Genomic DNA, 21,531 nt, shown 5'->3' on the forward strand with positions numbered 1-21,531 from the left:
GAGCAGGCCCTTCCTGACTCCGCGACACCATCATTGTGAGGGACGACCACCAGACCCACAAACCTGGCTGGCGGGCTCCGCCCGTTACGCCATCTAGCTGGCTTCAGCGTGGCGCTCCTGATTTATGCCTTTGATTGTATGAAAGCCCCGTTCCAGTGAACTGCGACGGGGCTTTCGTCTATCCGTCAAAGCGCGCCGTTCTTCGGCGGGATGACGTCGTTCAGGTGATAATTGCCGACGACGTGATATTTCCAGCGAACGGGGTCGTGAAGCGTATGCGTGCGGGCGTTGCGCCAGTGGCGGTCGAGATTGAGGTCGAGCTTCACGGAGGCTGTTCCGGCAAGTTCGAACAGCGTGTTCGTGGCTTCGATGGCTATTTCCGTCGTCAGCACCTTGGCTGCAGCAACGGCCAGTGTCGCCTCGACCACCCGCTTTTCCGTCGTCTCGACCTGCGCGGCATCGACCTTGCGGCCGGCGCGTTCGATGGTCGCAGCCGCCGCTTCCAGCCGGATGGCGATCTGGCCGACCTTGGCGATCGTCAGCGGATCGTCGCTGGCGCGCTCGACGCCGCTATCCATCCAGGGACGCGATCTGGTCTTCACGAAATCAAGCGTCTCGGCGAAGGCAGCCCGGGCAATGCCGAGATCGACGCCGGCATGGATGATCTGGCCGACGGAGCCGATCGTCGTCGGCCGCTCGAAGCCCTTGTGATGAAGGACGACATGGTCGGCATTCACATAGACATTGTTGAGCGCCGTCGTGCCGCTGCCGGTCGTGCGTTGTCCAAAGCCATCCCAATCGTCGATGATTTCGATGCCTTCCGTGCCCTTCGGCACGAAAGCCATGACCAGCTTGTCGGCTTCGTCCAGTGCAAAAACGGTGATCCAATCGGCAAAGAGAACGCCCGTGGAATAGAACTTGCGGCCATTGATACGATAGCCGGGGCCATCGCGGGTGATGCGGGTATTATAGTGCCCGACCGTTTTCGTGCCCCGCTCGGACAAGGCATTGCCGAAACGATCGCCGGCCAATGCGCGGCCGAAGAAGTATCGCTTCTGATCCTCCGAGCCATCGACGCGCAACGCTTCGAGGATATAGAAATGGTTCTGCGGGATCTGCCCGATCGAGCCATCGGCCTCGGCAATGATCGCCGTGATCTCGGCCAGCGCTGCGTTCGAAACATCCAGGCCGCCATACTCTTCGGGGACGGTAATCGCCAGCAGTCCGGATTGTGCCAGCGCATCCATTTCGGCATAGGGGAGCAACCTCTCGCTGTCGCGCTCAGATGCGCTAGCGGCAAAGCGCTCGGCAAGCGCTTGCGCGACTGCCAGCGCCTGTTGTTCAGTCTCCAGTACCGTGGCCTCAGGGTGCGTGGCGTTGATATGGTGTAATTGCGCGTTCATGGGCAGGCTCCGATTTTATTCGCGCCACGATGCCGCATTCGAAGCCAGGCTTCGAGAAAAGGCATTTCATTTTTGGGGATGCGGTCGCGTCTTCATTCCTTTCTCTATAGAATTAATGGTCATTTACAGTCTGGAGCGGTGTGCAGCTAGATGACCGTCGGCAACCTTGGTGGATCAATGACGGCCCTTTCGCCAATCCTCAAAGCGGGCATGCGCCAGCGCAAGCGAGGCGACGAGGGGCGTGAACCCGTGGAATGGCAGGGGTTGACCGGGTTGCAGCGGGATCGGCAGGGCTTCCGCGGTTTCGCCGAGCGCCAGTCTCGCCAGTGTTCGGCCAAGCTGCGTCGTCATGGTGATGCCGCGGCCGTTGCAGCCGATCCCTCCGAAGAAGCCGTCGCCGAAACAATAGAGGCGCGGCAGGAAATCCGGTGTCATGATCGCCGTTCCGGTCCAGACGATCTCCACGCCGGGATGGCGCGACAGGCGGAGTTCGGATACGAGCCGGTCGACGACGGCGCGGCCGACACGCTCGAAGGCGCCGAAGGGATTGATCGCCATGCCGCCGCTGATCAGCCTGTTGTCGCGATCGAGCCGGTAGGTGAAGAGGTTGGAGCGCGTATCGCCGACAGGTCGCCGATTTGGGGCGATCCGCGCAACGGTTTGGGCATCGATCGGCTTCGTCGCCACTTGGTACACCTTTAATGGCACGCCCGTTCGGCCCATGCGCGCGGCTATGCCGCTTGTGAAGGCGTTGGTGGCGAGGATGACGACATCCGTTTCAATTTCATGGTCCGCGAGGCCGACGCGCCAGGTGCCGCCATGTCGCTCGACGCGCTCGACCACACTGTTTTCGCGGATATTGCCGCCGCGCCGCATGACCGCGCTTGCGAGCCCGTAGAGATAATTCAGCGGGTGGAGGGTGCCGCCGGAGTGATCGATCAATCCTCCGGAATAGATCTCCATACCGGTCTCGTTCCGGATGGCGCCGGCATCGAGAAATTCGACTGGACGACCAAGCTCCGTCCAGTCCTTCGCCCGCTGGCGCAGGATCACAGCCATGTCGTCGCCATAAGCGGGCTGCAGCCAACCGGTCTGCGCCGCATCGCATGAAATCTGCTCCTCCGCGATGGTCGCAAAGATCTCGTCGGCGCCCGCACCGACGAGCGACAACAGCGCATCCGCCTTGCCGCGCGGCAGCTTCTGACGGACGGTCGCCGGATCGGCCTTGGCGAAATTGGGCACGACGAAACCGGCATTCATGCCGCTGGCACCCGCGCCCAATCGTCCGGCTTCGAGGACGATGACAGAGCGGCGGGTGCGGGCAAGATGAAGTGCTGCGGTGAGGCCGGTGAAGCCGCCGCCGATCACGACGACGTTTGAGCGGGAAGGCAGGCCGTGGGAAAGTTCAGGGGCAGCGCCGGCTGTCAGCGTCCACAGGGTCGGATTGGTGGGGCGAGCGGCACTGCTGGGCATCAGCGGAGGGTCTCTCAATAACTACGCCAGATAGCTGTCACCATAGATCAGCCGCTGAAGGGATTGTGCCAGGATGATTGCAAGGAGGCGCGCCGAAGGGAGCGCCTCGCCTTTTTGCAATGTAGAGCGCCGCCTACTTGATCTTGTCCTTCAGGGCTGAAACGTCTTCCATCTTCAGCTCGCCGTCGGTGGCGACCTTGCCGTCGGCGATCTTCCAGAGACGGAAGGGGCCGGTGATGTCGCCATACTGATCGAAGGAGACCGGGCCGATGACGCCTTCGTAACGGATCGGCTTGCCTTCCTTGATCAGGCCGAGCGCCTTGGCGAATTCTTCCTTGCCGGCATAGATCGGCGTGCCTTTGGGATCGACGACCTTATAGATGTCATCCTTCAGCTTGGATGTGTCGTCGCCGGCGATCGCCAGCGCGAGACCGACGATCGCGCCGGCGTCATAGGCTCGGTCAGCGGCCGGGTTAGTCGGCTCGATGCCCGAAAAATCCTTGTAGTTCTTGTTGAAATAGTCGGTCGATGGCGTCGGCGTCGTGCCCGAGGAGGTGCCATAGGCGTCCTTCAGATAGTCGGCGCCGACGGAATCGATAAAGTCCGGGCTGTTCATGCCGTCATTGAGCAGAAACTTCTGCGGGCCGCCTTGCGAAATCCAGGTGCGGGCGATGGTCGCGCCATCGACCGGCGTGCTGACAAGATAGAGACCATCGGGATCGCCGCCCATCCCGGCGGTGACTTCCGAAGCATAGCTTGATTGCTTTTCGTTGTAGGGCGTCGTCGAGGCGATCGTGCCGCCGAGCGCCTTATAGGCCTTCGAGAATTCGGCGACCATATTGACGCCGAAATCGTTGTTGACGTGGATGATCGCAAGCTTCTTGAAGCCCTTGTCGATCGCATATTTTGCAGCGGCAATGCCCTGCAGCGAATCCGATGTGATGGTGCGGAAGAAGATGCCGTTGGTCTTGCCGTCGCGGCCGAGCGCCGTCAGCGTCGGCGAGGAAGCGGCCGGCGATACCTGCACGATCTTGGCGGGTGCGGTGACCGAGGTCAGGATCGGGATCGTCACCGAAGAAATGATGCCGCCGATGATGGCCGGTACCTTCTTGACCTGCACGAGCTGGGTCGCGGCATCAACCGCGACATTGCCCTGACTCTGGCTGTCGCGCGTATCCGTCACCAGATCGCAGCCATGGGCGCCGCCGGCGGCGTTGATGTCGCGGAAGGCCATCTCGACGGACTTCGCGCCCGCCTGGCCGTATTCGCCGGCCGGGCCGGTCAGTTCCATCACGAGGCCGACCGTGACCTTGCAGTCCGCGGCATTGGCGGCGCCGGCTGCGGTGAGAAGGGCCAGAGCCGTGGTGATTTGAAATATCGTCTTCTTCATCTTTGTTCCCCTTGTTCGGTCAACGATTTTCATTTCTGTTTTTTAGAACCTGTCAGGTCTCCGGCATCTGCAGCCAGGTTTCATGCAGATGCTGCCATTCGACGCCGTTGGGTGCCGATGAACTTGCGGTGAAAAGCGCGCTCGCCTGACGACGGCTATATTTGCCGGCGCGCGATTGGGCTTCGACATAGGTGAGGACGATCACGTTCTCGGTTTCGAAGCTCGCGCGGATATCCGAAATCTCGATGTTGAAATCGCCGTGAAAGCTTCCTCGGTTTGCCCGGATCAGTTCGATGGTTTCAGCGCGGCCGAAGATACGGCCGGTTGGCGGGATCATGCGAAAAGCATGCCCGAAGGTGCGCTCGCAGCGGCCGAAATCCGTCTTGTCGGCAGTTGCGGCATCATACCAGGCTTCAAAGAAGCGATGAAAATCCAGCACTTCGGCGCTGGCCTTTTGAAAGAGGGGCGATTGCTGGCTCATATCTTCCCCGCATTGAGGTTGTAATGCATGATTGAGCCGTGCCTGCCGGTGCGGTCACGCTCCAGCGTATAGACATCGCCTTCAAGGCCAGGGCTTTGGGCGATGATGCCGGCGATCTGTCGGCGGTCGTCGTCCGAAAGGGCGATATCCATGATCTTGGCATTGGCAAGCGCATGTGCCTGATTGCGGGCGCCGACGATGACGGCGGCGACCTGCGGCTGTTCCAGCACCCAGGTGCTGGCGATCGTGGCGATATCGACGCCATGGCGATCGCCGATAGCCCTCAGCGTATCAAGCAGTGATTGGAACAGCTCCCAGCCGCCGAAATCATCGATGATAAGCTTGTATTTGACGAGCGAGCGGTTCTCGAGCGGCATCTCGGGTTCCGGCTGTCCCAGCCATTTGTCGCTCAGGAAGCCACCAGCCACCGAACCGTAGCAGAGGAACTTCACGTCATTCTCCGCCGCCAGCTTGGCGAGGCTGTTCGATGGCCGCTGATCGAGAACCGAATATTGCAGCTGCTGACTGACAAGCGGAATGCCGGCTTTCAGAATCTCGGCAATATGCGGCGTATCGAAATTGGTCGTGCCGACATTACGCACCTTGCCCTCGCGGCGCATCTCGTCCAGCCAGCTCAAGGCTTCGAGATAGCCGGGCAAGGCGTAATCCCACCAGTGAAACTGGACCAGATCAAGCTGTTCGGTCTTCAGCTTTCGCAACGACTTGTCGACGATCCCTCGTATATAGTCGCGGCTGATGGTTGCCAGTTTCTCGAGATCTGGGACCAGCTTCGTGTGGACCTTCATCGCGCCTGCGGCTTCCGTGCCGCGCTCGTTGCGGAGCCGTTCGCGCGCCTCGCCAATCAGCTCCTCGACGCCCGTATAGATGTCGGCGCAGTCATAGGTGCGGATGCCGACGTCGAACGCGGCGATCAGGTCGGTCACGGCCTGGGCACGATCGATGGTGCCATGTCCTCCTGCAAGCTGCCAGCCGCCGCGGATGACGCGGGAAATCTTGTATCCGGGGCTGAGCTCAAAAGTCTTGGCGGTCATGCGGTTTATTCTCCTTCGGGCAACGGCACGGCCGTTGTTTCGGCATGGCTGAACCGCCGCTTGCCCGTCCTGACGATGCGCAGCCGGCTCGCGCAGTTCGGGTCGGGGCAGGCGATTTCCGCGTCCGAGGTCATCCAGTCATTCTTGTGGGCGGGGCGTTGCTTGGCCGCCAGCAGCGGCAGGACGGCTGAAATGGAGTAAATCGAAAAGCCTTGTCCCGCAGGCAGGGACAGCATTTCGCCCTTGAGTTCGAAATAGTCGCCCGGCTTGGCGCCGCAATAGATCGGCTTGCCCTCTGGAATGACGGCCTCGACCCTGAGGTCGAAGAGCTCGAAACTGTCGTCGCTTGCAGCCGTCATCTCAGATCTCCGCGCGCTCGAAGGTGACGTCGCAGGCTCCGTTACGGCGGATGACGCCGCAGGCCGCCGCGAAGTGCTCGCGCTCCTCGGGGCGCACTTGCGCGACGACGCTGCCGGCAAGCCAGCCGATCGGAAAGAGCAGGCGAGCGCCCTGCCCATAGAACAGGCCGATATCGAAGATCGCATCTGGATTGCCACCCCACATGCGCGGCGGCACGTAGCTCAGCACGATATCGCCGGGCTGCGGCGTGAGCGTTGCATTCTCGGCGGGCAGGGCGTTCGCATAGGAAGCACCCTTCAGATGCGCCGGCGGGATCGGGCATGAGATTTCCGGGCCGGTCCACATGGCGTGAATGCCACCGACCACGCGCGTTTCGCTGAGATAGTTCCAGAAAAAGGCGGCATTGTCTGGCGCCTTGGCTTCCAGCAGAGGTGCCAAGACACTGAGGCCGGAGCGGGGTTCGGAGATCTTGATGGCGCGTTGGCTCATACGGATTGGCCCTTTTTGGCTTCGGCTTCCAGTTTGCTGCGCAGGAAGGTGAACGGCCGGCTGATGTCTGCCACCAGCGCATCGCGAGCGCCCTTTGCATCCTGCGCGGCGATCGCCTTGACGATCGTGCGGTGATAATGGGCGGTATCGACCTCGCCGGCATCCGAGAAGGCATAAATCGCGACACGGATACAGGGGCCGGACTGCAGCCAAAGGCTTTCGATCATCGGGATCAGAACGGCGGAGCCGCAGGCGCGATAGATCTCGAAATGAAAGGCCTGATTGAGCGTCACCTCGCGGTCGACGTCCTTCTTGTGCTTCAGCGCGCGCATCTCGTCCCATTCGCCGAGCATGCTTTCGATGGTCGTAATCTGCCGCGTCGTCATGCGGGTCGCGGCAAGCGCGATTGCCTCGCCCTCGATCAGAATGCGAGCGCGCAGAAGATCGTCCATGCGCTCAAGCGTGATCGGCGGCACGCGGACGGATCGATTGGGAAGGGCTTCTAATGCCTTTTCGGTAATGAGCCGACCCAGTGCCTCGCGCACCGGCATGGTGCTGGTCATCAGCGCGTCGGCAAGACCGCGAATCGTCAGCACCTGGCTCGGCTCGAACAGCCCGCCGATCAGCGCGCGGCGCAGCTCCAGATAGACCCGGTCCTGAACGGTTTCTCGCCCCACTGGCGCAAGCTGTGCGGCAATCGGATCGCTCTTGTCGGCGGTGGCCTTTTGCATTCGAAATCCCTTTTTCGGCTTGCGAAGAGGATTAAAGCTGATTAGCGTGATCAATGCAAGTGTGATCACAAATCAAATAATCAGGGAGCGACAACGATCGCTTCCGGCCAGAGGGATCTCATGAGTACGACAACTGAACGGCATGGGGAGGAAGCCCCGCCTGTTCTGACGGCCCAAAACGTGGTGCGGCGTTTCGGCGGTCTCGTAGCCGTCAACGACGTTTCCTTCCACGTGCGCCAGGGCGAGATTCTCGGCTTGATCGGTCCGAACGGCGCCGGCAAGACGACGATGTTCGACCTTCTGGCCGGCAGTGTTGCACCAAGCAGCGGCGAAATCATTCTGAACGACACCGCGGTGGCTGGCGAGGCTGCGTATCGCAGGATTGGCCGTGGTCTTGGACGCACGTTCCAGATCCCACGACCTTTTCCCAATCTGACGCTTCTCGACAATGTCATGCTGGCCGCTCAGGACCAGACCGGAGAGCGGCTGCTATCGAATTTCCTGCGGCCGTGGAAAGTCGCCGCGCAGGAGAAGGCGGCCCATGCAAAGGCGATGGAGCTGCTCGACCTCGTTCACCTGACGCGTCTCGCACATGAGCCGGCCCGCGTGTTGTCGGGCGGTCAGCGCAAGCTTCTCGAACTTGCTCGCGTCATGATGGCCGATCCGGCCCTCATCCTGCTCGACGAGCCCGCCGCCGGCGTCAACGCCACGCTTCTCGAGACGATCATCGACCGTATTCGCGATATCAACCAGCGCGGTGTCACCTTTCTTCTGATCGAGCACAATATCGATATGGTCACCCGCCTGTGTCACCGCGTGCTTGTGATGGCGAGCGGCCAGCTTCTTTGCGAGGGCACGCCGGAAGAGGTCGCCAGCGATCCGCGCGTCATCGAGGCCTATCTGGGAGGCGCAGCATGAGCGAACCGGTCTTGAGTGTTCGCAATCTGGTTGCCGGTTACGAGCCGGGTGTTTCGATCGTGCGCGGTGCTTCGATTACGGTGGCCGAGAAGGAAATTGTCGTCGTGCTCGGCCCCAATGGTGCCGGAAAATCGAGTTTCATCAAGGCGATTGCCGGTCTGGTTCCGGTTGAAAGCGGCACGGTCGAGCTGGCCGGCAGGGATATTACGAGTACGCCTGCGCACATCATGGTGCGGCTCGGCCTCGCCTTCGTGCCGCAGACGGAAAACGTTTTCCCGCTGATGTCCGTCGAGGACAATCTAAAGGTCGCCGGCGGCATTCTGAAGCCGAAAGACGTGCCTGCTCGCATCGAAGAAATGTATGCGACATTTCCGGATCTTGCCCGCCATCGCCGCATCGCGGCCGGTAATCTTTCCGGAGGGCAGCGGCAGATGCTGGCTGTTGCGCGCGCTCTTATCGTTCACCCGAAGCTTCTCGTGCTCGATGAGCCCTCGGCAGGCCTCTCGCCAAAATTCGTTTCGATGGTCTTCGACATGCTGACCGAAATCCGCAAATCCGGCGTCACCATTCTGCTGGTCGAGCAGAATGCCAAGGCGGCGCTTGCGATTGGCGATCGCGCCTATGTCCTCGTCGAGGGCAAGGACAGGCATGAAGGCGTGGCTTCCGAGCTTTGGAACGATCCCGTCGTCGCCGAACTCTATCTCGGCCAGCGACCTGAGACTTCGGCAAAGGGGGGTGCGGCATGAACCTGCAATTCATCGTCGACGGATTGCTGACGGGCTCGATGATCGGCCTTGGCGCTATCGGCGTGACGCTCACCTATTCGATCCTGCGCTTTTCCAATTTCGCACATGGCGATTTCATGGCTTGGGGCACCTATGCGACGCTTGCTGTGGTCAGTGCGATCGGCGCTGTATTCGGCAAGGTCGCACCCATCGGCCCGCTCTCATTCGGCTGGCCACTGATCGTGGCGGTGATCGTGGCGATGGGCTTTACGGGCGTCCTTGCCCTTGCACTCGACAAGGTGCTGTTTGCGAGACTACGCGCCAAGGGCCAGTCGATCATCGTCGTCATGGCGAGCTTCGGCGCATCCATGGCGCTGCGCAGCCTGCTCGAATTCCTCTTCACGTCGCGTCCGACCTATTTCAGCCGCGCGATCCAGATCGCCATGCCGATAGGTTTCGGCATTCGCATCACGCCCGATCAGATCGCCCTTTTGATCGTCACGGCACTTTTGGTCTTCGGCGTTCATATGCTGATGACGAGGACGCAGACAGGGCGCTCCATGCAGGCGCTGAGCCAAAATCCGGCGCTTGCCCGTGTCGTCGGCATCGATGTCTCCAAAGTCGTGCGCGTCACATGGTTGATCGGCGGAGGGCTCGCCTGCGTTGCCGGCGTCATGATCGGCATTCTCGTACAGATCCGTCCGCTGATGGGTTTCGACATGCTGCTGCCGATGTTTGCCGCCGCTATTCTCGGCGGTATCGGCAGCGTGCCGGGCGCGGTTCTCGGTGGCCTGATCATCGGCCTTGCCGAAGCGGCTGCAGTTCAGCTTGTCGGCGCGGAGTGGCGTGCCGCCATCTCGTTCATCATCCTGATGGCGGTGCTGTTCATCCGGCCGATCGGCCTTTTCGGAGTGAGGGAGCGATGATGGACATTATTGGCTATGCCGCTTTCTTCCTGACGACCGCGTTGATCTTTTCCTTCATCACGCTCGGCTTGAACCTGCAATGGGGCTTGACCGGTCTCTTCAATGTCGGGCTCGCCGGCTTTGTAGCGATCGGCGCCTATACCTCGGCCCTGCTGACGACGCCCGATACGGCCGGGCGGTTCGGCGGGTTCGATCTGCCGATCCTCGTCGGCTGGCTCGGCGCAATGATTATCGCCGGTCTTGCCGCCGCCATCATCGGTGTGGCGACGCTCCGACTGAAATCCGATTATCTGGCGATCACAACCTTCGGCGTAGCCGTCGTCGTCCAGCTCGTGGCGCTGAATGCGCAGAAACTGACCGGTGGCCCCTTTGGTATCGGCTTCATTCCGCGCCCATTTTCGAACCTCGCCGAAACGCCGCTTCTTTTCAATTTGGCCAATCTCGGCATCGTGGTCGTCGCATTGCTGATCGTTTATTTTGCGCTGGAGCATCTTGTAAAAAGCCCCTGGGGACGTGTTCTCAAGGCGCTGCGTGAGGACGAGCGTGCCGCCATTTCTCTCGGCAAGAGCGCTCGCTTCTATCGCGTACAGGCCTTTGCCGTCGGTGGTGCGGTCATGGGATTGGCCGGTGCCATGCAGGCGCATTTCATCGGCTTCATCGCGCCGGACAACTACCTTCCGATCCTGACCTTTCAGGTCTGGGTCATGCTGATTGTCGGCGGTTCTGGCAGCAACAAGGGCGCTGTCATGGGCAGCGTTCTGGTCTGGGCGATCTGGGCCGGTTCCGGTGCGCTGACGAGTATCCTCTTTTCGCCCGAACAGCAGGCTCGTGCGGCATCGCTGCAGATCGTGGCGATCGGCGTCATGCTTTGCATCATCCTGCTGGTGCGACCGGGCGGCCTCTTTGGCGATATCCCGAAGCGTCGTTCAGCGATCGCGCCGCAATCGAAATCTGTCGCGGACGAGGGTAGCGCCGCGTCTTAGCAGCGGGCTTTGCCGATCGGATCGGTATTCGATGCTGTATGGGGTTTTGCGTTCTGCCGAGGCAGATAATGACGTACCGGCCGTGGACGACCGGTACGCAGTTCATCTCAGGAAGCCAGACGACGCGCAGGCTGAGCGGAAATAGGCTTGGCGGGAACCCGCAAAGGGCGTTTCGCGGCGACTGGCAACTTACGTGCCGTGCTGGTTTTCGGGGTTCCCAGCCAGCGAAGAATCGCATCGAAGCCGGGCTGGGCCGCACGCTTCAGTTCCGGGCTCATTTCCTCGTCCATTCCGCAGAGCGAGGCAATTTCCTGGAAGTCGACACGTCCTGCCCGAAGGGGAGGCCGCGACTGGAAAACGATCAGGCCGATCATGAAGCCTTTGATATTCTCGAAGCTACGCGGCTGAAGCAGCGGCTTGAGCCGCATATCGCAAAAATCCGAAATCTTGCGCTGGAAAACGTCAGAGGCAGAGCTTTTCTTTATGGGCATTATTCATTCCTTGCAGGCGACATCATCCAAAGGTCGGGGTGTGGCCCGCTAAAGCACGCAGGTTAACGAAGCGCAAACAACCGACCGATTGGCCGCTTTCAATTCTACGATACGCCGCCATTTGGCAAGTGAAAGATCGATCACGCTTCGCTCAGCACCGTTTCCGGCACGAGGCGGCGAAAAGAGATCAGAAGTCTTGCCGTCGAGCCATCAAGACCATGAAAAAACTGTAACTTGCCTCCCGTGTCATTGAGAGCGACATTTTCCCTGCGCCGGAACTATGAGGTGAAAGACATGTCAGTCTTGGAAATGCTGGTCAGACGCCGGATGCAGGAAGAATATGCCAAGGGTACATCGCCCGAGCGCATCACCCGGCTCCTGCAGGAATTCTTAAACGGGGCAGAGGCTTCCCAAGCCGATGCACTGCGTTCGGCAGAGTATGCTGATGAATTCAAGATTGCAGATAGTTAGACTGTGACCTTCAAGATGAGGCAAGGCGCTGTTTTACAGGAAGTTTTACAACGCTTTGCTCATTTTCTCGGGCTTTCCGATCTGGCCGCCCGCATCCGCGGGCTTCGTTCAGCAGGCGAATGGCTCCGCGTGTGGCGGAGTCCAGGCTTGCATAGCGCCGATGATCTCGTCCGTTCACTCCCTCTCCGCTATTCATTCCGCTCGGATGCGAATTGAGAGACCAGTGGTTTAAAATCCGATTTCCGCGGTTCCCCTGAGGCCCGGCAAAATGCAGGTCACGCTCATGGTGCCTGTGACGGCTGCCTTTCCCGACGAATGACGTCCGTTTCCGGTCCTGCCAGAGCGGTTCAGCCTGTCACGGAATATCTGAACCGCTCCAGCTCTTTGTTTTCAAGCAATTCCAGGCTGAGCCACGCAAGGCCGGAGCGCGATCAGAGCACGACGACCTTCGTTCCCACGCCGACCCGGCCATAGAGATCCATGACATCCGGATTTGCCATGCGGATGCAGCCGGACGACACCGCCTTACCGATCGAGTTCGGCTCATTGGTGCCGTGGATGCGGTAGAGGGTGGAACCGAGATAGAGTGCTCTCGCTCCGAGGGGATTATTGAGGCCACCTTCCATGTGGTCAGGCAATTCTGGACGGCGAGCGATCATTTCCTTGGGCGGCGTCCAATCGGGCCACTCCGCCTTGCGGCTGATCGTCTCGGTTCCCTTCCAGGCGAAGCCTTGCTTGCCGACGCCGATGCCGTATTTGAGGGCAGTTCCGTCGTTGAGCACGAGATAGAGGCGCTTTTCCTTGGTGGAGATAACGATTGTGCCGGGATCGTAGCCGGAGAAGCGCACAACGCTGCGCGGGATCGGCGACTGCGCCAGACTGGCCCGCTTGTCATCCTTGAGGCCCGGACTGAATTGGGGAGACACGGCATTCCGATCGATCGAAGCCTGGCGCTGTGGGCGAGGGGGTGGCGGGAAATTGCCGTCCTCATCGTCATAGTCGCTGTAAGGATCACCCCGATAGTAATAGCCATCGTCGAGGCGTGGATCGTCGCGATAGCGCGGTGGCGCCTCCCGCGAATAGCGCGGAGCAACATAGCCGCCATCCAGATCGTCGCCGTAATCCGGAAGATATCTCCATTCCTGCGCATGCGCGGCGGCGCCTGCCATCAGTAAAGCCAGAGCGGGCAAAAGAACAAATTTTTTAGTCTTCACGTGATAACCATATTTCCCGAAGAATGCATCGGATTGCACCCCGCGCGGGCGAGGCATGCGTGCTGCAGACAATTCCGGAAACGGCGGGCGTAATTGTGGCAGCGGCGATTGAAAATCGTGATTTTCCGACCTGTTTTGAGGTCCTGGCAGAGATGCGCAAACGGGTGGCCACACTAAGCGTTTCTGTCATCGGCCCGAAAGATCGGATGATTACTTGGCAGAAACTGCCAATTTCGACCAAGCGGGATCACTGGAAGGGTCCGTCGACCAGAACTGGATATCCGCGAAGTCAACTGATTGCACGACACCAGGAAGAGTGTCCCTATAGATCCCAAAGCGAGGTTGAACGTCGATGAATGGGCGGCCGTCTTCATGCCGCACACCGTGATCGAGAAAGCCGAGACGCCCCTTATAGGAGGGGTCGCAGGCGCGTCCGTTGAGATAGACCTGTATGGCGCTTGCACCCTCCTGCAAGCTCGGCTTCAGCATCACATTCACGTCATTCCAGTCACCCACATTAAGATGCCAGGGGCCACAGATTATCTTGGATTGACCGGTGTTGCAGTCAGCGCTCTCCCGCACCTTGGCAACGAAGTTTGCCCCTGTCTCCGATGGTATGGCCTCGATTTTGAACAATGGATTTGCCGCTTGGCAAGCTCCAAGAGGCTTGGTCTCTTCCGTTGGAATATTTTGTTTCACCTGATGAATTACGGTGCGGTTGCCCAGCCCCCGCCAAGGGGCTTCGAGCCGGAAGGCAAAATGGTACCACGTCGGCTCATCGAATTTGATAACCTCTTTCTTGATTTGAATCTCTACCCGTTCAGTCGGTACATCGCCGACACTCTGATCGGGAGCATCGCCGGGATGCACCGAGATACGCAATATCGGCCTGGAAGGGGATGAGAGATCGCAAACGATGCGCGATCTCCATGAGCCAGGGTCCAGCCTGCTGCTGATCCGCCAGAGCTTCGATGGATGTTCGCCGTCAACAGTGCATAGGTCGGCAAAGCTGCCCGACAGAGGGGCCGCTGCTTCCTGTGCGATGGCGTGTGATCCGTTCAAAGCACCCAGGCATGATAAAACGAAGGCAAGCTGTGGCGTTCTCGAGGTCATCATCGTCGGTCTTTTCCGAAAGACAGGACAGGGTCTGAGAAATAGCGGCTCCAGCCAGCTTTCTTGACCAAAGATATTGGTTGCAAAGCCTCAATTCATTTCTATCGGCCGAAAATTGTGGGTCAAGAGTGTTTCGATCGGCAATCTTACGCCGTTCGCTGCACGGATGGATGGGCGCCAAAATGCCATGCTCGAGAAAGCGCCTAAGGATTTGCGGGCGTCGCGGAGCTTGAGATCAGCCATTGCTGGCTTCTTTTTTACCGTTGGGTATGGCCCTATCAGCATTGCCCGTGCCTTGCGGGCTCATCGGCCCGGGGGGCTGTTTTTCCGTAGCCGCCGAAGATGAGGCTGGCGGCACCGATCAAGCCGGCATGGCGCCCGAGCTGTGCCGCAACGATCGGCACGTTGCGATAGGCGGGCATGGCGCGCTCGCGAATCGTCGCCGCCATTTGATCGTGCAGAAGATCGAAGCCATGCGAAATTCCTCCGCCCATGACGAGCATGTCGGGCGAGTAGAGGTGAAGCAGGTTCGTAAAGCCTATCCCCAGCCACCGCGCCTCGGTAGCCAGCAGCGCGAGTGCATCGGCGTCACCTATTCGTGCAGCTTCGACGACATGTCGTCCGGTCACATCGGCATCGGCGGCGAGCTTGCGCAGCACCGATCCGTCTGACGGCCTGGTGCGGGCCGTTGCCCGCCTGCCGAGCGCCGTGCCGGAGGCGACGGCCTCGAAGCAGCCGACTGCGCCGCAAAAGCAACGCTCGCCCTCGCTCGTGATCGTCATGTGGCCGATCTCGGCAGCCAGGCCCCGTCTCCCGTGCAGGATCCGGCCATCGGCAATCACGCCGCCGCCGATGCCGGTCGATACCGTGACGAACACCATCGATTCCGCCCCGCGGCCGGCGCCGTAGCGCCATTCGCCGAGCGCTGCCGCATTCGCGTCGTTTTCGAGCCGCACGGGCAGCTGAAAATGGTTTTGGAGAATCTCCGCCAGCGGAACCTCGTGCCATCCGACGAGCGTCGGGGCGGCAATGACGACACCGGCGTCCGGATCGAGCGGGCCGGGCGCGCCGATCCCGATCCCGATCGGCGAAAGACCAGGCGTTTCGGCCAGCACCGTTTCGGCCAGCTGCTCGATCTGGCGGATGACGGCGGCGGGGCCACCGGCCGCATCCGTCGACAGCGACGAGAACGACAATAGGCATCCCGCATCATCGATAAGCGCGGCGCGAAGCTCCGTTCCACCGAGATCGAATGCAAGAGCGACCTTTTTCACGAAATTCGGCTCTCCAACCCATGCAGCCAGGCAATACGGTCGCCAAGGTTTTTGTCGCCGAATGCCAGCGACCCGAGAACGACGGTCTGCGCTCCGGCCTGGCGCAGAAGCGGCACTGTTTGTTCGCGAATGCCGCCATCGGCTGCGAGGATTACCTGATTCTCGCGGCCTGCTTTCTTAAGGAGGGAACGCGCCTCGAGCAGCCGGTCGCATGCCTTTTCGGAAAGGCTTTGTCCCTTGACGCCGATCGAGGTTCCGAGCAGCGTCACGAAGGCGACATGATCGATGAAAGGTTCGATCGCCGAAACGGGCGTTTCCAGCCGCAGCACTACGCCGGCTTCGGCCCCCAGTTCTTTGGCAAGCGCAATTGCGCGCAAGCCTGCATCGCCGTTTTCGGCGTGGACGCTGATCAAATCCGCGCCCGCTTCTATGAACTGCCGCGTCTGCTCCTCGACGATTTCAGCCTCGACCATGAGATGGACGTGGATCGGCTTGGCGGTCGACTTGGCGATACGGGCAACGAAATCCGGAAAAAACAGGAAGCCCGGCGTAAAGCGCGCATCTGCGACATCGATGTGATGCAGGTCCACATAAGGCTCTATACGTCTGAGATCGGTCTCCATATTCGCAAGATCTGCCGACCAGAGCGAAAACTCGCCGAGAAGCCTGTTGCGGGGAAGCGCTGCGATGGCCGCCGGGCCGGAAAGGGGTCTGGACGTCATGATGGAACGAAGCTCCGGAGTGTTTTGGATGCGAAAAAATGTGCGATGGCGTCTTGGACCTCAGCAAAATGCCTGTTTTTGTCGACAGCCTTGGCGGTAACTTCGACAAAGCTTGCGCCTGGAATGACATTGGCGAGCGTCTGCGCGCAGGAGAGCGGATGGATCGCATCCTGATGGTTGCCGATAACGAGGGTGGGCATAGCAAGAGCGGCTGCGGCTGCCTGCGGCACATCCGGCCCGTCTGACGCTATGTCAGCCAGTACCGACGCAAAAGCGACGGCGTCCGGTCTGTCGAAATAACCAAGCAGGGAAGAGAAGTTGTCCGGTGCCTCCGAGGCGAACCATCGTCCGGTTTCAGAGGCGATAAAGCGCCTTTTGGCCTCCTCGATCGGATGGGAATGGATCAGAGCAGCCACAGTGCGGATCGGCGCGAGATTGCCCGGCGATGCCTCGAAGGTCCAGGCGGGCCGCACGAGAACGAGCCCGGCGATCCGTTGGGCATGATGATGGGCAAGGTGCAGGGCAATGGCCGCTCCCATCGAAATGCCGCCGATGATGAAGCGATCGAACCCGTATTCGGTGGCCGCGGCCAGAACGTCCTCGGCGAACATACGGATCGAAAAGGGCCGCGCATTGCCGAGCGAGGATGTGCCGTGCCCACGGCATTCCAGAGTCAGTCGGTGAATGGCCGAGGTGGGGACATTCTGCGCCACCTGCGCCTCATCGCCACCCAGGCCGTGTTGGAAGACGACCGGAAGTCCTTTCCCAGTCTCGTAGACGGCAAGCTCTGTATCATCGCGCTTGAACCATTTCTTGCCCATCAGATCAGCGCCTTGAGAAAGCCGGCAACGCCGGGTGCTTCGGAAGCCGAAAGACCATGCGTCACGAGCGGACCTTCGAAATTCACGGAGCGCAGCCGCGTGATGAAATCGGCAAAATCCACCACGCCTTGCCCGGCAGTTGCAAAGCGGCCGTCGCTATAACGATCCTTGGCGTGCGCCAGGGCGATATGACCGGCGGAGATTTCGACGGCCTCTGCGACGATCGCCCGCGCCTGTGCCGGTGTCGCCTGTTCGAAGAGATTGGCCGGATCAAGCACGATGCGCAGCCGCGCCGATCCCATCTCGTCAATGAGCCGCCGGGCGTCGCGTGCCGAGGTGACGATATTGGCCTGCTCCGGCTCGATGCCGAGATCAACGCTATGCCCTTCCGCCAGCTCCAGGGCCTTCGATATCTCCGCCGCCATGTCGGCCCAGGCGGAGGGATCGCCATTGTCGGGATGATGGGCCCATTGGTCGTTCGGGTCGCGCGTTCCGGTGCAAAGCGTCACCAACGGAATCGAGAGTGCGGCCGCCGTTTCGATGACGACCGCGAGCTGGGCGAGGCCCGCCCGGCGAATGGCAATATCGGGGTGAGCCATGTTGTAGGTGCCCGACAGAGCAGCGAGCGAGATACCCGTCGCCTCGACGGCCGCCCGGATCGCTGCGATCGCTTCTTCCGAAACGGCATCGGGCATGGACGCGAGACCGCAGCAAGCGAGATTGAACTGAGCGCATGTGTAACCGCTGTCGCGCACTGCCGAGAGAACTCCGAGCGGCTCGGTTCCGGGAAAGGTCTTGGCGAAGATACCGATCTGCATCAGACCGCTCCCGTGACCGATGCAAGTTCGACGCGCTCGCCCCGCTCCACCGATCGTGCGATCGCCACCATCGCGCGGATCGAGGCCAGACCGTCCTCGACATTGGCGCCGCGCATCGGCGCGCCCTTCAGTGCGCTATCGGCGAGCCCCTCCAGCTGCCGGCGGAAGAAATGGCCGTCTGCGCCGAGCGGCTTCCGGCTCGTCGCATCCTTCTCGTGGAAGATTTCCACTTCGCTCGAGCGGAAGTACCAGGGATTGAAGGTCTTTGCGAGAACCGAGCCGTTCTCGCCGTAAAGCTGGAAGCCCTCGTGCCAATCCATGCGCACGGCAACCGTCAGGTCCAGATGGCCGAGGGCACCATTGGCAAACTCGGTCTCCACGAACCAGCAATACGCGCCGGCGCGTTCCAGAAGCCGGGCACGAACGGCAACGATGTCGCCGCAGAAGAAGCGCGCGGTATCGACCAGATGCGAGCCATGGGCCAGCATGAAATATTGCCGGAGATCGGCCTTGGGATTGCCTGATGGCTTGCGCGCAAGTTTGCTGGTGACGGGCAAGGGCTGCACCGCATCCGTATTGGTATAGCGGTGGGTGGAATCGCAATACCACGCCTTCATCGCAAAGATCTGGCCTATATCGCCGCGCACGAAATCGCGGGCCGCCTCGAGTGCCGGATCGAAGCGCTTCATATGGCCGACCTGCAGGATCTTGCCGGACCGGCGCACGGCCTCGGCAAGCTGCTGCCCTTCCTCGACCGACACGCCGATCGGTTTTTCGCAGAGCACATGCTTTCCGGCTTCCAGCGCCTTAATGGACATCGGCACATGATAGGCGTCGGACGTCGCGACGATCACGGCCTCCAGATCCGGATCGGCAAGCATGGCATCGTAATTGTCGTACATCTTCTGCGGCTCATAGGTCGCGCCCATGCGGGCAAGAAGATCGGGCGCCGCGTCGCAGATCGCGTAGAGATCGGCATTCCTCGCCTTAACGCAGGATTCCAGGTGCGCGAACTGCGCGATCGGACCGCAGCCGAGGACTCCGACGCGAAGACGGCGACTTTCCTTTTCGATCATGGTTCTCTTCCTTATGCGCCGTAGCCGCGCATGGTTTGGCGATTGGCTTTGACCGCGGCGGCGGGATCGGCGGCGGCCGTCTCGGATTCCTCCTCCAGCACCAGCCAGCCGTTGAAGTGTGGAGCGGCGGAGACAAGCTCGATCACGGCCGGGGTATCGAGAACCCCCTTGCCGAGCATCGCCCATCGGCCCTGCGCGTCAACATCCTTCAGATGCAGGTAACGAATACGGTCCTGATAGGTGCGCATCGTGTCAAGCATGTCGGCATGCCCCCGCAGGATATGACCGGTATCCGGCACCCAGCCGACTAGGCTCGGGTCGAGCAAAGCGAAGATGCGGTCGTAATCGGCCCGGTCGAATAATAGCGTATTGTGATGAGAGCTGGGATGCACGGCGACCTCGATGCCGGCGGCCTTGCCCAGCTCTCCGGCGCGATTGTAGAACTCGCCGGCAATGGCGAACTTCTCGTCCCGTGGGCCATCGGAAACGACAGTTGCCGAGCCGATGGAAACGAGTGCACCCGGAAAATGCGCGGCATAATCGATCCAGCGCTTGGCCGTCGCAAGATCGTCCTTCAGCGCGTCGGCCACCGTAAAGCCGCTCTTCGAGCCGAAGGCGAAGGAGACGAGCGTCAGGCCGCGATCCCTCAATGCATTCGCGAAGGCATGCGGGTCTGCGCCATAGCGGCCGATCATCGTATCGGTGATTTCGATGCCGGAGTAACCGCCGGCGGAAATCGCAGAGAGCAGATCATCAGCCGTTCCTGTCCAGGCATTGCCGAGCATTTCCCATGTAAACGTCTGGCAGCCGACTTTTATGTCCTTGCGCATTCCCGTTATTCCTTGATTCCGCCTTGGGTCAGGCCTTCGATGATGTGTCGTTGGAAGAAGAGCACCAAAATGATGAGCGGTATGGTGACGACAGCCGATGCGGCGGCGATGTCTCCCCAGGGCACATAATATTGGTTGGTGAAATTGGCGATGCCGACCGGGATCGTCTGGCTGTCGCTGTCCGAGGTGAAGGCCAGCGCAAACAGGAACTCGTTCCAGGCGGTGATGAAGGCAAGCAGACCCGTCGTGACCAGGCTCGGCAATGACATCGGCAGGATGATATGCCAGAGCAGGCCGATCGGACCGACACCGTCGATGCGGGCCGCCTCGTCGATCTCGCGCGGCAGCGTCTCGAAATAGCCGAATAGGACCCAGGTCACCAGCGGCAGTCCCAGAGCGAGATAGGTGATGATCAGCGCCGTATAGGTATCGAGCAGCCCGAGATCGGAGGCGATGAGATAGAGAGGTCCGACGAGGGCGATCTGCGGAAACATCGATACCGAAAGGATGACCGTCAGGATACCGAAGCGTCCCCTCACATCGAGGCGCGACAGCGAAAAGGCCGCGAGCGAGCCGACGATCAGACAAAGAGCGGTGGTCGCAAGGGAAACGACGAGCGAATTCAGCACATAGTGATGCAGGCCTTTTTCGACAAAGGCATTGTAGTAATGCTCCAGCGTGAACGGGTGCGGTATGAGCGAGGGCGTGCCTTCAGTCAGGGCCTTGTCGAGCTGGAGCGATGTCGAAAATTGCCAGATGAACGGGCCGGCGGACCAGATGAGGATGAACAGGGCGCCGAGATAGATGAGGATGTTTTGGAAGACTGAGCGCTCTCCGTTCACGTCGTCCTCCTGATCTGGCGCACGAGGAAGATGCAGAAGCCGATGGCGATCAGCCCCTCGGTGAGGAACATGGCGGTCGAGACTGCCGAGCCGTAGCCGAACTGCAGCGTCGAAAAGAGCACCTTGTAGGACAGCGTTGAAAGGGTCTCGGTGGAATCGGCCGGGCCGCCACCCGTCAGCACATAGACGAGGTCGAAGACGCGGAAGGCATCGAGCGCACGGAAGAGCCCGGCTATCAACAGTGTCGGCATCAGGAGCGGCAGGCGGACATGCCAGAAGATCGTGCAGGCTCTCGCACCGTCCATGCGTGCCGCTTCGATCAGCGATTTCGGAACGGTCTGCAGCCCCGTCAGCAAAAGAAGCGCCATGAATGGCGTGGTCTTCCACACATCGGCAAGGATGATCGTCGTCAGCGCCGTATCGGGGGAACCATACCAGTTGACGTTCTGGTCAATCAGTCCGGCATGCAGAAGGATGAAATTGATGATTCCGTGCTGGCCGTCGAAGAGCCAGCCGAACATTTTCGAGGTTACCACAGTCGGCATGGCCCAGGGCACGAGCATGGCGGCGCGGACCATGCCCCGGCCGGCGAAGGTCTCGCAAAGGATCAAAGCCATTGCCAGGCCGATGAAGGTCTCGAGCAAGGTCGAGATCAGGGTAAACCAGATCGTATGCCACCAGGCATTCCAGAACGGCGGATCGGACAGCAGCTGCACATAATTGGCGATGCCGACGAAATCATTGTCCTGGGTGATCAGCGAGCGGTTGGTGAAGGACAGATAGATGCCGTTGACGATCGGATAGAAAGACACCGATGCCAGCGAGAGAAATGCCGGCAGCAGCAACAGCCAGGGCCAGAGAGCGCTTGACAGCGCCCTCGACTTGCCTGGGGTTTGCTCGGAGATGGCAGCCGTCATCGTTACTGCCA

General features: G+C 60.5%; 24 protein-coding genes. 5 read left to right on the forward strand and 19 right to left on the reverse strand.

The annotated features are described in order from the left end of the window. Positions 1-185: 185 nt before the first annotated feature. The 8 genes from PH562_RS29235 to PH562_RS29270 form a co-directional block, all read right to left on the reverse strand. Positions 186-1,403, reverse strand: a complete 1,218-nt coding sequence (locus PH562_RS29235; protein WP_285177339.1) for an SfnB family sulfur acquisition oxidoreductase — start codon at positions 1,401-1,403, stop codon at positions 186-188. 174 nt (positions 1,404-1,577) lie between these two features. Next, complete coding sequence (locus PH562_RS29240) at positions 1,578-2,876, reverse strand: NAD(P)/FAD-dependent oxidoreductase (RefSeq protein WP_285177342.1); 1,299 nt, start codon at positions 2,874-2,876, stop codon at positions 1,578-1,580. Positions 2,877-3,009: 133 nt separating this feature from the next. After that, positions 3,010-4,266 carry an ABC transporter substrate-binding protein gene (locus tag PH562_RS29245; RefSeq protein WP_285177346.1) on the reverse strand — a complete coding sequence of 419 codons (1,257 nt, stop codon included), beginning with the start codon at positions 4,264-4,266 and terminating at the stop codon, positions 3,010-3,012. A gap of 52 nt (positions 4,267-4,318) precedes the next feature. Continuing rightward, on the reverse strand, positions 4,319-4,747 hold the full coding sequence (locus PH562_RS29250; protein WP_285177348.1) for a hypothetical protein: 429 nt from the start codon (positions 4,745-4,747) through the stop codon (positions 4,319-4,321). Beyond that, on the reverse strand, positions 4,744-5,799 hold the full coding sequence (locus tag PH562_RS29255) for an aldo/keto reductase (protein ID WP_285177351.1): 1,056 nt from the start codon (positions 5,797-5,799) through the stop codon (positions 4,744-4,746). The genes PH562_RS29250 and PH562_RS29255 overlap by 4 nt, the downstream gene beginning before the upstream one ends. Before the next feature lie 5 nt (positions 5,800-5,804). Further along, positions 5,805-6,158: a TIGR04076 family protein gene (locus PH562_RS29260; protein WP_285177354.1), complete on the reverse strand. Its 354-nt coding sequence runs from the start codon at positions 6,156-6,158 to the stop codon at positions 5,805-5,807. 1 nt (position 6,159) lies between these two features. Then, on the reverse strand, positions 6,160-6,648 hold the full coding sequence (locus PH562_RS29265; protein ID WP_285177357.1) for a DUF3830 family protein: 489 nt from the start codon (positions 6,646-6,648) through the stop codon (positions 6,160-6,162). Next, positions 6,645-7,379, reverse strand: a complete 735-nt coding sequence (locus PH562_RS29270) for a GntR family transcriptional regulator (RefSeq protein WP_285177360.1) — start codon at positions 7,377-7,379, stop codon at positions 6,645-6,647. Before PH562_RS29270 ends, PH562_RS29265 begins: the two co-directional genes overlap by 4 nt. Before the next feature lie 120 nt (positions 7,380-7,499). Between PH562_RS29270 and PH562_RS29275 the strand changes: the two genes are divergently transcribed. Genes PH562_RS29275 through PH562_RS29290 form a run of 4 tightly spaced genes read left to right on the forward strand, consistent with a single transcriptional unit; the run spans position 7,500 to position 10,931 of the window. Beyond that, complete coding sequence (locus PH562_RS29275; protein WP_285177362.1) at positions 7,500-8,297, forward strand: ABC transporter ATP-binding protein; 798 nt, start codon at positions 7,500-7,502, stop codon at positions 8,295-8,297. Further along, positions 8,294-9,043, forward strand: coding sequence for an ABC transporter ATP-binding protein (locus PH562_RS29280; protein ID WP_113228775.1), 750 nt, complete (start codon positions 8,294-8,296; stop codon positions 9,041-9,043). Before PH562_RS29275 ends, PH562_RS29280 begins: the two co-directional genes overlap by 4 nt. Further along, positions 9,040-9,948 carry a branched-chain amino acid ABC transporter permease gene (locus tag PH562_RS29285; protein ID WP_285177364.1) on the forward strand — a complete coding sequence of 303 codons (909 nt, stop codon included), beginning with the start codon at positions 9,040-9,042 and terminating at the stop codon, positions 9,946-9,948. Before PH562_RS29280 ends, PH562_RS29285 begins: the two co-directional genes overlap by 4 nt. Continuing rightward, a complete protein-coding gene (locus PH562_RS29290) occupies positions 9,945-10,931 on the forward strand; it encodes a branched-chain amino acid ABC transporter permease (protein ID WP_285177366.1) in 987 nt (328 codons plus the stop codon). Before PH562_RS29285 ends, PH562_RS29290 begins: the two co-directional genes overlap by 4 nt. A gap of 107 nt (positions 10,932-11,038) precedes the next feature. On the opposite strand, the gene PH562_RS29295 is transcribed toward PH562_RS29290, so the two are convergent. Continuing rightward, positions 11,039-11,359, reverse strand: coding sequence for a hypothetical protein (locus tag PH562_RS29295; RefSeq protein ID WP_285177368.1), 321 nt, complete (start codon positions 11,357-11,359; stop codon positions 11,039-11,041). Between the two features lie 357 nt (positions 11,360-11,716). Between PH562_RS29295 and PH562_RS29300 the strand changes: the two genes are divergently transcribed. After that, on the forward strand, positions 11,717-11,893 hold the full coding sequence (locus tag PH562_RS29300; RefSeq protein WP_167078012.1) for a hypothetical protein: 177 nt from the start codon (positions 11,717-11,719) through the stop codon (positions 11,891-11,893). Positions 11,894-12,324: 431 nt separating this feature from the next. On the opposite strand, the gene PH562_RS29305 is transcribed toward PH562_RS29300, so the two are convergent. The 10 genes from PH562_RS29305 to PH562_RS29350 form a co-directional block, all read right to left on the reverse strand. Next, positions 12,325-13,062, reverse strand: a complete 738-nt coding sequence (locus PH562_RS29305; protein ID WP_350223791.1) for a L,D-transpeptidase — start codon at positions 13,060-13,062, stop codon at positions 12,325-12,327. A gap of 255 nt (positions 13,063-13,317) precedes the next feature. Further along, positions 13,318-14,223: a heparin lyase I family protein gene (locus PH562_RS29310; protein WP_285177375.1), complete on the reverse strand. Its 906-nt coding sequence runs from the start codon at positions 14,221-14,223 to the stop codon at positions 13,318-13,320. 275 nt (positions 14,224-14,498) lie between these two features. Then, a complete protein-coding gene (locus PH562_RS29315) occupies positions 14,499-15,494 on the reverse strand; it encodes an ROK family protein (RefSeq protein ID WP_285177377.1) in 996 nt (331 codons plus the stop codon). Continuing rightward, positions 15,491-16,216: a ribulose-phosphate 3-epimerase gene (locus PH562_RS29320; protein WP_285177379.1), complete on the reverse strand. Its 726-nt coding sequence runs from the start codon at positions 16,214-16,216 to the stop codon at positions 15,491-15,493. The genes PH562_RS29315 and PH562_RS29320 overlap by 4 nt, the downstream gene beginning before the upstream one ends. Beyond that, the gene (locus PH562_RS29325) at positions 16,213-17,037 is read right to left on the reverse strand and encodes an alpha/beta fold hydrolase (protein WP_285177381.1); all 825 of its coding nucleotides are present in this window, start codon (positions 17,035-17,037) and stop codon (positions 16,213-16,215) included. Before PH562_RS29325 ends, PH562_RS29320 begins: the two co-directional genes overlap by 4 nt. After that, positions 17,037-17,855 carry a sugar phosphate isomerase/epimerase family protein gene (locus tag PH562_RS29330; RefSeq protein WP_285177383.1) on the reverse strand — a complete coding sequence of 273 codons (819 nt, stop codon included), beginning with the start codon at positions 17,853-17,855 and terminating at the stop codon, positions 17,037-17,039. Before PH562_RS29330 ends, PH562_RS29325 begins: the two co-directional genes overlap by 1 nt. Next, complete coding sequence (locus PH562_RS29335; RefSeq protein ID WP_285177385.1) at positions 17,855-18,931, reverse strand: Gfo/Idh/MocA family protein; 1,077 nt, start codon at positions 18,929-18,931, stop codon at positions 17,855-17,857. Before PH562_RS29335 ends, PH562_RS29330 begins: the two co-directional genes overlap by 1 nt. A gap of 11 nt (positions 18,932-18,942) precedes the next feature. After that, a complete protein-coding gene (locus PH562_RS29340) occupies positions 18,943-19,761 on the reverse strand; it encodes a sugar phosphate isomerase/epimerase family protein (protein ID WP_285177388.1) in 819 nt (272 codons plus the stop codon). Between the two features lie 5 nt (positions 19,762-19,766). Further along, positions 19,767-20,603 (reverse strand): carbohydrate ABC transporter permease, encoded by an 837-nt coding sequence (locus tag PH562_RS29345; RefSeq protein ID WP_285177390.1) that lies wholly within the window; start codon positions 20,601-20,603, stop codon positions 19,767-19,769. Beyond that, a complete protein-coding gene (locus tag PH562_RS29350) occupies positions 20,600-21,520 on the reverse strand; it encodes a carbohydrate ABC transporter permease (RefSeq protein ID WP_285177393.1) in 921 nt (306 codons plus the stop codon). Before PH562_RS29350 ends, PH562_RS29345 begins: the two co-directional genes overlap by 4 nt. Positions 21,521-21,531: the final 11 nt, after the last annotated feature.

This window comes from Rhizobium centroccidentale (assembly GCF_030182565.1).
Classification (GTDB): Bacteria; Pseudomonadota; Alphaproteobacteria; order Rhizobiales; family Rhizobiaceae; genus Rhizobium.

Bases quoted from the DNA above. Each gene is read 5' to 3' on its own strand.
- PH562_RS29235 (WP_285177339.1), bottom strand. From the start codon at position 1,403: ATGAACGCGCAATTACACCATATCAACGCCACGCACCCTGAGGCCACG.
- PH562_RS29240 (WP_285177342.1), bottom strand. From the start codon at position 2,876: ATGCCCAGCAGTGCCGCTCGCCCCACCAATCCGACCCTGTGGACGCTG.
- PH562_RS29245 (WP_285177346.1), bottom strand. From the start codon at position 4,266: ATGAAGAAGACGATATTTCAAATCACCACGGCTCTGGCCCTTCTCACC.
- PH562_RS29250 (WP_285177348.1), bottom strand. From the start codon at position 4,747: ATGAGCCAGCAATCGCCCCTCTTTCAAAAGGCCAGCGCCGAAGTGCTG.
- PH562_RS29255 (WP_285177351.1), bottom strand. From the start codon at position 5,799: ATGACCGCCAAGACTTTTGAGCTCAGCCCCGGATACAAGATTTCCCGC.
- PH562_RS29260 (WP_285177354.1), bottom strand. From the start codon at position 6,158: ATGACGGCTGCAAGCGACGACAGTTTCGAGCTCTTCGACCTCAGGGTC.
- PH562_RS29265 (WP_285177357.1), bottom strand. From the start codon at position 6,648: ATGAGCCAACGCGCCATCAAGATCTCCGAACCCCGCTCCGGCCTCAGT.
- PH562_RS29270 (WP_285177360.1), bottom strand. From the start codon at position 7,379: ATGCAAAAGGCCACCGCCGACAAGAGCGATCCGATTGCCGCACAGCTT.
- PH562_RS29275 (WP_285177362.1), top strand. From the start codon at position 7,500: ATGAGTACGACAACTGAACGGCATGGGGAGGAAGCCCCGCCTGTTCTG.
- PH562_RS29280 (WP_113228775.1), top strand. From the start codon at position 8,294: ATGAGCGAACCGGTCTTGAGTGTTCGCAATCTGGTTGCCGGTTACGAG.
- PH562_RS29285 (WP_285177364.1), top strand. From the start codon at position 9,040: ATGAACCTGCAATTCATCGTCGACGGATTGCTGACGGGCTCGATGATC.
- PH562_RS29290 (WP_285177366.1), top strand. From the start codon at position 9,945: ATGATGGACATTATTGGCTATGCCGCTTTCTTCCTGACGACCGCGTTG.
- PH562_RS29295 (WP_285177368.1), bottom strand. From the start codon at position 11,359: ATGCGGCTCAAGCCGCTGCTTCAGCCGCGTAGCTTCGAGAATATCAAA.
- PH562_RS29300 (WP_167078012.1), top strand. From the start codon at position 11,717: ATGTCAGTCTTGGAAATGCTGGTCAGACGCCGGATGCAGGAAGAATAT.
- PH562_RS29305 (WP_350223791.1), bottom strand. From the start codon at position 13,062: ATGGCAGGCGCCGCCGCGCATGCGCAGGAATGGAGATATCTTCCGGAT.
- PH562_RS29310 (WP_285177375.1), bottom strand. From the start codon at position 14,223: ATGATGACCTCGAGAACGCCACAGCTTGCCTTCGTTTTATCATGCCTG.
- PH562_RS29320 (WP_285177379.1), bottom strand. From the start codon at position 16,216: ATGACGTCCAGACCCCTTTCCGGCCCGGCGGCCATCGCAGCGCTTCCC.
- PH562_RS29325 (WP_285177381.1), bottom strand. From the start codon at position 17,037: ATGGGCAAGAAATGGTTCAAGCGCGATGATACAGAGCTTGCCGTCTAC.
- PH562_RS29330 (WP_285177383.1), bottom strand. From the start codon at position 17,855: ATGCAGATCGGTATCTTCGCCAAGACCTTTCCCGGAACCGAGCCGCTC.
- PH562_RS29335 (WP_285177385.1), bottom strand. From the start codon at position 18,931: ATGATCGAAAAGGAAAGTCGCCGTCTTCGCGTCGGAGTCCTCGGCTGC.
- PH562_RS29340 (WP_285177388.1), bottom strand. From the start codon at position 19,761: ATGCGCAAGGACATAAAAGTCGGCTGCCAGACGTTTACATGGGAAATG.
- PH562_RS29350 (WP_285177393.1), bottom strand. From the start codon at position 21,520: ATGACGGCTGCCATCTCCGAGCAAACCCCAGGCAAGTCGAGGGCGCTG.